Annotated in this window: 9 protein-coding genes; 5 read left to right on the forward strand and 4 right to left on the reverse strand. The window is 56.7% G+C overall.

Features of this window, described 5'->3' with window-relative positions; all coding sequences use genetic code 11:
• Positions 1-8: 8 nt before the first annotated feature.
• On the forward strand, positions 9-1,025 hold the full coding sequence (locus HV675_RS12275; protein WP_175111184.1) for a D-2-hydroxyacid dehydrogenase: 1,017 nt from the start codon (positions 9-11) through the stop codon (positions 1,023-1,025).
• A 176-nt stretch (positions 1,026-1,201) separates the two neighbouring features.
• On the opposite strand, the gene HV675_RS12280 is transcribed toward HV675_RS12275, so the two are convergent.
• Positions 1,202-1,951 (reverse strand): sulfite exporter TauE/SafE family protein, encoded by a 750-nt coding sequence (locus HV675_RS12280; protein ID WP_175111185.1) that lies wholly within the window; start codon positions 1,949-1,951, stop codon positions 1,202-1,204.
• A 94-nt stretch (positions 1,952-2,045) separates the two neighbouring features.
• Here HV675_RS12280 and HV675_RS12285 point away from each other — a divergent pair, with 94 nt between their 5' ends.
• Complete coding sequence (locus tag HV675_RS12285; RefSeq protein WP_175111186.1) at positions 2,046-2,942, forward strand: LysR family transcriptional regulator; 897 nt, start codon at positions 2,046-2,048, stop codon at positions 2,940-2,942.
• A gap of 244 nt (positions 2,943-3,186) precedes the next feature.
• On the opposite strand, the gene HV675_RS12290 is transcribed toward HV675_RS12285, so the two are convergent.
• The 3 genes from HV675_RS12290 to HV675_RS12300 form a co-directional block, all read right to left on the reverse strand.
• Positions 3,187-4,083, reverse strand: a complete 897-nt coding sequence (locus HV675_RS12290) for a helix-turn-helix transcriptional regulator (protein ID WP_175111187.1) — start codon at positions 4,081-4,083, stop codon at positions 3,187-3,189.
• A 647-nt stretch (positions 4,084-4,730) separates the two neighbouring features.
• On the reverse strand, positions 4,731-5,726 hold the full coding sequence (locus HV675_RS12295) for an aldo/keto reductase (RefSeq protein WP_175111188.1): 996 nt from the start codon (positions 5,724-5,726) through the stop codon (positions 4,731-4,733).
• 129 nt (positions 5,727-5,855) lie between these two features.
• Positions 5,856-7,232: an FAD-binding oxidoreductase gene (locus HV675_RS12300; RefSeq protein WP_175111189.1), complete on the reverse strand. Its 1,377-nt coding sequence runs from the start codon at positions 7,230-7,232 to the stop codon at positions 5,856-5,858.
• 362 nt (positions 7,233-7,594) lie between these two features.
• Between HV675_RS12300 and HV675_RS12305 the strand changes: the two genes are divergently transcribed.
• From HV675_RS12305 to HV675_RS12315, 3 genes are all read left to right on the forward strand, one after another.
• The gene (locus HV675_RS12305; RefSeq protein ID WP_175111190.1) at positions 7,595-8,458 is read left to right on the forward strand and encodes an alpha/beta fold hydrolase; all 864 of its coding nucleotides are present in this window, start codon (positions 7,595-7,597) and stop codon (positions 8,456-8,458) included.
• A 684-nt stretch (positions 8,459-9,142) separates the two neighbouring features.
• Positions 9,143-10,219 carry an AraC family transcriptional regulator gene (locus HV675_RS12310; RefSeq protein WP_246270209.1) on the forward strand — a complete coding sequence of 359 codons (1,077 nt, stop codon included), beginning with the start codon at positions 9,143-9,145 and terminating at the stop codon, positions 10,217-10,219.
• A 495-nt stretch (positions 10,220-10,714) separates the two neighbouring features.
• Complete coding sequence (locus HV675_RS12315) at positions 10,715-11,743, forward strand: SMP-30/gluconolactonase/LRE family protein (RefSeq protein WP_175111191.1); 1,029 nt, start codon at positions 10,715-10,717, stop codon at positions 11,741-11,743.
• Positions 11,744-11,935 lie beyond the last annotated feature (192 nt).

Consider the following 11,935-nt stretch of genomic DNA (forward strand, 5'->3'; position numbering starts at 1 on the left):
TCATGCCCATGCATAGTACGACGAAACGTTATCGTCTTCATCTCGAAAGCCAGAGCCGGCAAGCCCCGGCGTTCCATCTCGATGCCGCGGCATGGCATCAGGCGTCGCTGCGGCACGCGGAGCTGGCTGCGTTGCTCGATGTCTCGTTCGGCTGGGACGGCGAGCGGTTCGCTTCACCCATCGACGATGTCGATTTTCTGCTGGCGTCGCGTTTTCCGCACGCGGCGGTCAACGATGCACGGCGCTTGTGCTGGATTCATACGACAGGCGCCGGAGTCGATCAGCTGTTACCGCTCGATCGCCTCCGCGACGATCTGATTCTGACGAACAGCAGCGGCATTCATATCGACAAGGCCGGCGAGTTCGTGCAGATGACCTTGCTGATGTTGAATGCGCAACTGCCTGCGGTGATGCGCGCGCAGCATGAACGTCGCTGGGACGCGCGGCTCACCGCGCCGATTCGCGGCAAGACGGTGCTCCTGATCGGTCTGGGCGATCTAGGACAAGCGGCGAGCGGCGCGGCGAAGGCGCTCGGTTTGCGCGTGATCGCGTTGAACCGGAGCGGCCGCGCGCCGGTCTCGCTGCTATCGGGCAGTGGCGCGCCGGATCTGCTGGAGCCGGTGTCCGAATTGGACAGATGGCTTCCCGAAGCGGATTTCGTCGTCGTCACTGCGCCTTTGACGCCCGCCACGCGCGGCTTGCTTAGCGCCGCACGGCTTGCGACGATGCGCGCGGGTGCGTGCGTCGCGAACCTGTCGCGCGCCGCGCTGATCGACTATCCGGCATTGTTCGAGCGTTTGCGCGCGGGGACGTGCGGCGGCGCGGTGCTCGACGTATTCGACCCGGAACCGCTGTCGGGAGATAGCCCGGTTTGGGATGTGCCGGGTCTGATCGTCACGCCGCATATTTCCTGCGATGCGCCGGACTATAGCCAGCGCGTGCTCGACGTGTGGTTCGGCAACTTCGCGAGATGGCTGCGCGGCGAGCCGCTTGCGAACGTCGTCAGTCGCGAGCAGGGGTATTGAACCGATCGGTACGGGCCGGTACAACGGTAGTCCAACGCGGCGTACGTATTGGGGACGCGGCCACCGGAAGTCTTCTTCACCCGCGCATAGATATCGGCGGTGGCGCTGGTGGCGTACGCGATGTCGGGAATGGCAATACGGCTCGTCGTGTGAACTCTTCGTCGGGTGGCCGGAACTCAGGAAAACGGACGCAGCGTCAGTTCGAAGCCCCGGACCACGAGAAAGAGGAGAAAGCAGCGGCGGAAAGCTTTCGGGCTGATCTTCTGCCGCACAATCGAGCCCAGCCACATTCCAACGAGAGCGGGAAGAACAGCCAGCAACGATAGACCGAACTGGTCAAGCCGGAACGCGCCATGGGCCAGAAGCCCTCCTCCGAGAGCAACCGTGGAGACGGTGAACGAAAGGCCAAGAGCCTGTACAAGTTCGTCTTTCTGTATGCCTAACGACTGGAGATAGGGTGCGGACGGAATCACGAAGACGCCGGTGGCGCCAGTCACCACGCCAGTAACAATGCCGATGACGGGTGAAAGCCATGACTCCAGCCGTTGCGGGACCGAGAGCGTCGGCGAGAATAGCGCATAGACCGCATAGGCAATCAACGCGAATCCCAGCGTACGTCCCGACCAGACAGGGTCGACGATCACCAGCAGCCGGGTACTCAGAACGGTGCCGATCGCGATGCAGAGCATCATTGCCCACAGCCGCCGCATCAGGCGGAGTTTGTCCGGCCCAACCAGCATTTGCCATACGTTGGTCGCGAGTGACGGGGCTACCAGGATTGCCGCCGCTGCGACCGGCGACATGGCGGTACTGAGCAGGCCCACAGCAACCGTGGGCAGGCCCATTCCGGTCACACCTTTAACCACGCCGGCTCCGAGAAACGTGGCAAGGAGCAGGCAGGTCAATCCGATGGTCAGAGTATTCATGCAGGGTATTACGCCTTCAACCGGGAACTGGCACAATGCGGCTTTTCCGATATCACCTTCGGATTGTCCGAAGGAACTCTGTCCTGGTGAGGGTATGAGATTCGATCTTACGGATCTGCGCCTGTTCGTTTGTGTGGTCGATGCTGGCAGCATCACAGCTGGAGCCCGGCAGGCAAATCTCGCATTGGCGTCGGCAAGCGAGCGGATCAGTAACATCGAGTCAGATGCCGGTGTCGTTCTGCTTGAAAGAAGCCGCAGGGGAGTGGTAACCACCGAGGCAGGAGAGGCGTTAGCGCACCATGCGCGTCTGATACTCCGACAGCACAGCCTGTTGCAGGGAGAACTGCGCGACTTTGGCGCCGGTGCGCGAGGTACGTTGCTGCTGTACGCGAATACGGCGGCGTTGATGGGCCTCCTGCCGCAGAAGCTCGCGCCATGGCTGGCTCAGCGTCGGCGCCTGAACATTGATCTGAGAGAGCGTTCGAGTACCGAGATTGTGAGGATCATCGGCGCGGGCCTGGCCGAAGCGGGTGTGGTATCGGATGCGGTCAATCCCACAGGCCTCACACTCCAGCCCGTCGCGAGCGACCATCTCGTCCTGATTGTTCCTGTTGCGCACAGACTCGCAGAATCGAAGGCAATCGGCTTTGCCGATGTCACGGATGAACAGTTTATTGGCCTGGAGGCTGGGAGCGCGCTTCAGAACCATATCGACGAACATGCTGCCGAGCTGCACAAGACGCTAAAACTCCGGATCCGTATGAAGAGCTTCGAGGGATCGTGTCAGATGGTGTCGCAGGGAGTGGGGGTCGCGATCATACCACTGGCCGTCGCTGGGCGCTTTCGACGCAGATATCCGTTCAAGGCTATTACGATCAGCGATAACTGGGCACGCAGACGGCTTTGTCTGTGCTTCCAGCAATGGGACACGCTGTCTGCGCCGATGCAAAGCCTGCTGGCGCAGCTTGGCGGCAAAGCGCGGACCCTGTAGCCGCGCGGCCGGCTGCGGGTGAATGCCATCTGGATTTGCTCGCCGAAAGGTCCATGTCGCAGTGCGCCGATTTCATGTTCACTCCACCGACATGCGGCGTCGCTGTCCAATCTCTCAGGACAGCCTGGTGCCGCCACCGTCGCTGCGATCTGCCGCGCCGACCGCTCTACGACGTTTCTTCTTGCAGTTGCCGCTCACGGAGAACAAAACCGAAGTCGCACGACGGACGTGGCAATCGCCGGCGTTATCGGCCATTTTCAGCATCCTCTTTAGAGGTGAAAGTCGCGTTAGATTCCACCGCCCTCAGCGACACATAGCCACTGGGAGACATGCCGAATCGCTCTTTAAACACGCGACTGAAATGAGCATGGTTCGTGAATCCGCAGCTGTAGGCAATCTCACCGATTGAAATGTTTGACCGGTCGCGTCTCCGGAGAAGATCGGCAGCGCGGTCCAAACGGCATGACCATACGTAACGCATCACGGTTTTGGAGCGGTCTTTGAAGAGGCGATTTAACTGACTGGGTGAAACTCCAATGGATGTTGCAATGCGCGACACGTTTAGATCCAGGTCATCCAGATGCTGTGCGACGTAATTTTTAGCGCGCAGTAGGGTCATGTCGCGTTTTCCTGGACTAACCACCGCTAACGGATTTCCCACCAAGATGCCAACCAAATCCAGGAGATGTCGTCCCTGTCGCTCACGCAACGCCAGGCTAGTAGACCCGTTCTGTTCAACAATCGATAAGATAAGGTCAGCGACGGCACGTGCGTCAGGATTCGACATGTTTGCAGCGATGCCTTCAAACGATTTAGTGATGAAGCCACCTTCAAGAAATAAGTGCTTCGGAATAGATATTGAGATCAACTTCGTTTGAGAATCAAAATTCTGTTGTTTGTATATGGCTAAGGGGTTCGCAATATATAGGCATTCCGAATTCAAACGTTGCAATCCTGATACGGATTTAAGCGTTATGAAACCGGATTTCACGAAAATCAGACTTAAATCGCCGGGAAACATGGATATACCGTGCTTCGACAGGCCAACCGCATCGAGGGTGACGACATTGAGGTCGCCAAGGGTCAACCTTCCCGTACGGAGAACAGCTTCGGCGCTCATTTCAGGCGATGCAAGGTTCATGTTGCACAGACGGTTATCTCCGGTGCTTCCACCGGAAGTTGACAATAGTGAAGACGAATGGAAAGCGTACCAACGCCACGTGCTGATCTCACAGCTGCCTCACGACAGTTCACCGGATATTTAGGTGAAGATCACTATTACGTTGGAAGCGACTTCGCCGATTTTATTGAACGAGTAAATCGAGAAGTGCCGGAAATGGTAGTGGTTTAAATAAAAGCTTCCCATATCCGGAAAGCCGAATTTTATGATCCAGGATCCGGGCAGTAGTCGGTGTACGAGATAAACGGCCACTTTCAGAGAACTTCTTTACCACGCACGTGGCGGCGTGTTTTTTTGCAGGGATGGTTAGGAAGGTTAAATTCCGACAACACGCAGTGTGCACGCTTGAACAGCGCGCGCGGCACTGGGGAGGGGATGTCTGGCCAGCCTAAGCAGGTAGGCAACCAGTCGATGCCGTTCAGCGGCATCGACTGCAAAGCGGAGTCGCAGCGATGTCACGTCCCCACAGTCGGAACGCTGAGCAAGTCACTAACAGGTTATGAGCGTGGAAATCGGTCTTTCAGACGGAGCTCCACTCGAACCTCGCAGCGAGGTTCGATCCCGCGAGAAGTCGCCGTCTATCTTGCCTCGTGAGTTCGACCTGCCAATCAGTCAACCATGGCAAAATCGGCTTCACCATAACGTGAGCCGATGATCGGCGTGGAGGTGAGAATTTCGTCCAGCTGCGTGAGATCGTCGGCTGTGAATGTCACTTCAGCCGCCGCGAGGTTTTCGTCCAGGATTGTACGGCGACGCGTACCGGGAATCGGAACTATCCATGGCTTGCGGGCGAGTAACCACGCGAGGGCGATCTGGGCGACTGTTGCTTTCTTGCGCGCACCAAACTCCCTAAGCGACTCGACGAGCGCAAGATTTTCACCTCGTGCTGCTTTAGAAAAGCGAGGGAGATAAGCGCGGTAATCGTCTGCGTTAAAGCTGGTATGGTCGTGAACGGCCCCGGTCAGGAAGCCCCTTCCCAATGGACTGTAAGCAATAAAGCCGATACCTAGCGCCTCCACTGTGGGGATGACGTCGGCCTCCGGATCGCGCGCCCACATTGAATATTCAGTCTGCACGGCAGCAACCGGAAGAACCGCGTGAGCACGGCGAATGGTTTTGCCACTCGCCTCGGAGAGCCCGAAGTGCAAGACGTTGCCGGCTTTCACGAGGTCAGCCACCGCTCCAGCAACGTCTTCGATCGGAACAGCGGGGTCCACGCGATGCTGAAAGAACAAATCGATCCGGTCGGTTCGAAGACGCTTGAGGGCCGCGTCGGCGACAGACTTGATGTTGTCGGGTCGACTATTCAACGCCGTCGGCCATGCACCATCAGCCGCTGATTCCAGGGCGTAACCAAACTTGGTCGAAATCGCCACTTTGTTGCGTACCGGAGCGAGCGCTTCGCCCACTAACTCCTCGTTGATGAACGGGCCATACACTTCAGCTGTGTCAAAGAGCGTCACACCTCGGTCTACCGCATTCCGTATCAGTGCCACCATCTCCGAATGACTGCCGGGCGCCCCATAGGCGCTGGTCATTCCCATACAGCCGAGCCCTAGCTCTGAAACAACGAGTCCAGCATTGCCGAGGGTACGTGTTTTCATGGAAGGTTTTCCTGCAAGAAAGAGTAGAAGCAACCGGTCCGTGGCTGCCTGACGAATAGGCGATAAGACCGGAACGACGATCTGACAGACACAGACCAAGACCAAGACAGTAAGCCGGCCAAGCGGGGCTTAGTCGGGTAAGGGAATAGCAGAGGAAAAGGTGTTGGACGGATCGAATTTAAGCTTGGTCTCACGCAAGAGGCGGGCGTTGCCGCCATATGCAGCTTTTATTTGCTCGATGGAATTCGGTGCCAACAGGTTTGCATACCCCCCAGGCAGCGCCCATTGTGAAAGGCGGTTACTCAGCTTGACACCCCACGCGGAATGTCGTTCTTGGTCGTAATCTTCGTCTTCGAGCCATGTTGAATAGATCAGTGCTGTGAAATGCTCGGTACGCATGCCGAAGGCTGTCGACTCTGGAGCGACTTGCGAGCCGGCACCGTGAAAATGATGAAGCACGACACTCGAGAATCGGGATGTTCGAGACTCGAAAGCTTCCGTAAGTGTCGAGATGACATCGCTCTCGAGCCTGCTTAGCCACCTTGTCTGGACCAGGTTGTGGCGGCCGGTTACGACCTGAACATCGTCGTAGCCTGAAAGCATCGCTCCGATTCTGGTCGGTCCGACTTTGGTCATAAGAGGGCTGCCGAAACTCTGGAGCCGCGCCACGATGTGATTCATTTGCTCCGGCTCCCCGGTCCACGTGGGAGCCAGGATGACCGCTGGGTCGCCGCTCGGCGCGACGGACAATATCGCAGCGACGGAAAGTTCTGGCGGAGCCGATAGCATCATGTCGGCGTACGCCGCTAACGCGCTTTTTGCGTCCGACCATGGGAACATGATCATGCCGGACATGATCGACGGAAGGACATGAGCTCGCACGCGCATAGAGGTCACCACACCAAAGTTACCGCCTCCGCCGCGCAGTGCCCAAAAAAGGTCGGCGTTGCTGCTTTCGCTGGCTGTGACTAATCGACCATCGTCCAATATGACCTGAGCTTCGAGAAGGTTATCCGCGGCCAGGCCTAATCGTGTCGTCAAAGGTCCGTAGCCGCCGCCGAGCAGCAACCCAGCCATGCCGACTGCGCCGGAGTAGCCGGTTACCACGTTCAGTCCAGTTGACTCTGCCACGGCAACCACGTCCGCCGCTAAGGCACCGCCCGAAAATGTGACCTCATTGTTGTCGCGATCCGCGGTTACTGCGCGCATCCGGGAAAGATCCAGGACGATAGCGGAATCCGCGATACCCCGTCCGCACCAATCGTGGCCGCCGCCCTTGACCGAAATGGGAAACTGGTGCGCCTTGGCGGTCCTCACGACGCTCTGAACGTCGCTTGCCGATTTGCAGTGTACGACCAAAGCAGGCTCATGCTTCACAGCACCGTTCCAAATACGGCACGCCTGGTGATATTCCTCAGACCCTCTGTCGAATGCCTGAATTCTCGCAGCCGAAAATTGATGAAGAAGAACAGAGCGTTTGAAGTCGTCCTTCGTTGCACGGTCCATGTCAAACCTTGTAGTGGAGATGTCAGGGAGGTGATCTTCCTTGAGAAAATGCAAACAACCGACTGGTCGCGTTTATTCCATAGCACCGGGTTCCACTCACTCAAACCGCCAGGTTAAGCACGACGAGTTCGGCTGTCACGAGAGTGACTTGCATTGCGAGGCGTTTGCCGTACTTGCCCTTCGCATGGCTGTAGTCTCAATCGAGCAAAAGAACTGGACGATTCATCATGCATTCCGGAGAAGAAGATATGGCGCCAGCCCTTTCAGGGGCTTATCTTTGGATCGTCGAATTCAAAGATGTTTAGATTAAACAAAGAAGATTGTTTGTCTCCGGAAGCGAGGAATGAGTGATGAGGGAAGACATGACCAGGGCTGATCTTCGAACCAGGAAGGAAGACGTGACGCTTCAAACTGCGTCCACGCGTTATGTCGACGGCGATGGCATCCGATTCGCTTACCGTCGGGTGGGTCCGGAAAACGGAATTCCCCTGGTGTTATTGCAGCACTTCTCGGGCAACATCGATGCCTGGGATCCCGCAGTCGTCAACGGACTGGCCAATGAACGTCCTGTCATTGTCTTCGACAATGCAGGAGTCGGGCGCTCCACCGGTCAAACGCCGGACAATGTGGAAGCGATGGCGCGTGATGCCATCACTTTCATCACGTCCTTGGGCTTGACCCAGGTTGATCTGCTGGGCTTTTCGCTTGGCGGTTGCGTTGCACAACAGATTGCCAGCGTGCAAAGCGGCCTTGTCCGAAAACTGATTCTGGTCGGGACCGCCCCGCGAGGCGGGGAACAACATCTGATGGCTGTTCTTCAGGCAGCGTTCTCGGACGCAGGCGCGCCGGATCCACGACTCCCTCTGTTTTTTACGTCCTCGGTCAATAGTAAATCGGCAGGGCTCGCTTTCCTGAAACGGACAAAAGAGCGCATCGAAGATCGCGACATCGAAAGCGGCCCGGCTGTTACTGGACCACAGGCGAGGGCGCTGATCAGCTGGTGCGCCGCACTCGATCCAGAGCATATCTCGCTTCGGTCCATTTCCCATCCCACACTAGTTGTAGGCGGCGGCGCCGACGCGATGCTGCCAGCCAATAATGCCTATACCATGTTTAAAGCCATGATGAACGCCCAGCTCGTTCTTTACCCCGACTCTGGCCATGGTGCGATTTTCCAGTACCCGGAAATTTTTGTGAGCAACGCCCTGAGCTTCCTGAAGGTATAAATTAGCCGGCCGCCGGCGACGGTTCGTCGTATGTTGTGAGCCGTCGTGCTCAGGCGTTTGCCACGAATACGCATGTACGTAGAGCACTGCACGGTTCGAAGACGGGCGGGGAAAGGGACGAATGAGGTGTCTGTTCTAGCCGCCATTCGACCCGTCGCGCCAAGTCCGGATGGAGCGACTTGGCGGGCCTAACAAGCGGCCTCGTAGGCAGAGCTCATTGGCGTTCCTACGCTGTTTACGATCTAAAAAATCCCGTTGCTTGTGCAACGATGCTTTGCGGACTCTAAAAGTACTTCGGACTAAACCCGGGAAGGTCGCAGCTTCGAAAGCATCACCGAGTGAAGAACTCAGACGGAACTTTGTCAGTGCACAAAAAATGGAGTAAGCCGGAGTGTCCGCCGGACGATAGATCATGCATACCGGACGCCGCGATATGGTCAGTGCCGGACACTTTCACTAAAGTGGCCACGTGAACTCCTCAGATATCTATAAAGGATAAGTGTTGCTGAGCCTTGATGTGTGGCTCTCATGCCCGGGTTTCGTAGAACCTGGGATGACATCTTTGGCGCAACGTCAAAGTTTGACGTCGGACTTCATTTTTAGAATGTCCACGTCATGATGAGGCATTGCCCGGATGATACGCCAACCTCCCAGGCGCCAGGTTCCAGCCCGACGGAACAGCGAGTGCAATCAAAAAATGTCATTGTGAAAGATTCGAAGAAAGCGAACGAGTCCGGAAAGAGGGCAGTAGGTCGATCTGCGTTAGCTGAAGTCGGATGCCACGACACGCGAGAGGAGCGAGGTGACGCTCTATCGCAGGTGCTTAAACTGGTTCGTTTGCGAGGCCATGTTGTTATTGAGGGTGAATTGGGTGCTTTCACCGAAGGGGTCTTTCCCCCGGGCCGGGCGAGCTTTTTGCACCTGCGTGACGGCGAAGCGGTTTTTCTCCCGCGGGATGGAGAGCCCCTGATATTGCAGCCGGGCGACTTCGTTTTTTCGTTCCACGCGGACGGGTATAGGATACGAGCAGGGCGTAGCAGCGAAGTGCGACGCGTCTTCAAAGCGAATTTATCCTCATCCCGACCTGTGCACCAATCGCAGAGCGCGCGATGGGCTATAAATTCCGATATCGTTGGGCGTTTTCTTGCAGGTGCATTCTATTTTGATGCAGGCCCATTAGGTTCCCTGATCGCGGAACTCCCTGAGCTAATCCATTTGAAGCGCAATAACAGCCAGGTGCCGCAATGGCTGGATTCCGTCTCCCGGGTTTTGATCGATGAGGCGACCAACGTTGGCCCGGGTTCTTCTATCCTGATCGCGCTTCTTATAGATTTGCTTGTAATTCGTACTTTGCGCACATGGATCAACGGCCATGGAGACCGTTTGGATGGTCTTTTCGGATTGAGGGACAAGCGGATCGGGCGGGCGTTGGACGCAATTCACCTAAAGCCGACACAGGCATGGACGGTTGAGTCACTGGCAGAGATCGCGGCGATGTCCCGATCGAATTTCTCGGATCGGTTTACGGCCGCTGTGGGTGTACCGCCACTGCGATATGTGACGCGATGGCGCCTGACTTTGGCGGCCGATTTGCTGCGGGCAGGGAAGCTCAAAGTGACGGAAGTCGCCTTGGCCGCAGGATACGGATCGGAGGCCGCCTTTAGCCGTGCATTTAAAGCGCAGTTCGGATATCCGCCGCGCGACTCCCGCCGCTTCGCGAATGCGGAATCATCGTTCCCGGCGATCCCGGATTCCGATTGACGAACTTTCTGACACGCTCGACCAGAAGTGGGCGGCATTGCTTTCGACATGTGCACACAATGAAGATGTTGCCTCGCCAGACTTAAGGAAAGCAGAAGAAGACAAATTTAAAGAGACAACACGGAGCGATAGAATGCAATGCCAGCTCGTGAGGGAAATAGCGCGATTCATATATATGGCTAGCGAGTGAGTCTGAGGTCAGCCATAACAGGACGTCTGCATCGCATGATCGATCGTACGATTGGTGCATTGAGAGATCGGCCTTGTCCTGGTCCAACCAGCTGTCTTGACGGCCCGCAAGCCGTCCATCGGATACGAACCACGGATTTCTCGCTGCACGGAAGAGAAATTCGACTGCTACTCTGGAGAGACGCCAGTCTGGCGACCATAGTGCGGCGTCCGGGCCGTATGATCCATCGTCCGACTATTGGATCTTGAAACACGCTCGTTCCGTGAGACGTAGTAGTCTGAAGTCCATGGAACGCGTTTAATACGGTGAAAATTCGTATGATGCTCAACTGTTTCACGCAATATAGCGGTGGCTATAAACAAATTCTTTTGACCAACGCGTGTTTTCGTTTTGGCCACAAGATTGCGATCTTGCTACTGTTGCTTCTGGCATCTGTGCACGCGTTCGCTCAGGTTGACGAGACGACGGGTATCAAGGAAATCGCCGATGGGCTGCGATTTCCAGAGGGGACCGTGTTCGTCGCTAAGGCGCTGTACTTCGTTGACTATGGCAAGTCACAAGTACTACGCATCGATCAGGGCCGCGTTCATGTCATATGGCAACACGATGGGTGCGGTGCGAACGGCCTTGTACAGAGCGCCAACACGCTTCTGATTGCGTGCTATGACGACAACTCGATTGTTGAAATATCTACTGACGGGCGCGCCATCAGTTCAATCAATGCCGACGTCGACGGAGAACCGCTCATACACCCGAACGACCTGACAGGCGATCACCATGGCGGGGTGTACTTCACTGCATCTGGCTCCGCAGACACGCCGGGCAAGGTCTACTACCGCGATGACGCTCATCGCATACGCGAGGTGGCGACCGGACTCAGCTACGCGAACGGTGTTGCCGTCTCGCCAGACGGCAGGACGTTGTATGTCGCTGAAAGCGACGCAGCACGCATCCTGGCTTTTACGATTAGCGCGCCGGGTAGTCTGGAGAATCGACGTGTTTTCGCCACGCAGGCAGCACTTGGCAACCTCTCTCCCACGGAGCGGTTTACGCCTGACGGTGTGCGCACCGATGCCCAAGGTAACGTATTCATCGCAGAGTACAACGGTGGGGGCATTGCTGTCTTCGATAGCGACGGACAACTGCGCGCCACTGCGCGCCTGCCGGGGGCGCATCATTCGAACCTGGCAATCTCACCAGACGGTAAGTCCATATTTGTGACCGCAGTAGAGAATGAAGCGAATGGTGAATCGCATGGCAAACTATTGCAAATTCCCAACCCGATTGTTCATCAACACGTCGGAGCCGTCAGAGTCCCGTCTACGGCGCGTTAGCAGTCGCGCACGGTCGACTAATCATGCTGCCAGACAGGCAAAAAGGATGACGCGCTCGTCCCCATGACCCCGGCAAAACCCGCCTTCGTACGATCGATCATGCAAACGAGACGCTGCGGTATGGCCGATTTCCAGCATTTTTCTTAGAGTGGCGCGCTACCCCACCTATGGCGTTCGAATGGATGCCTCTCT

It is taken from the genome of Paraburkholderia solisilvae (assembly GCF_902859875.1).
GTDB lineage: Bacteria > Pseudomonadota > Gammaproteobacteria > Burkholderiales > Burkholderiaceae > Paraburkholderia > Paraburkholderia solisilvae.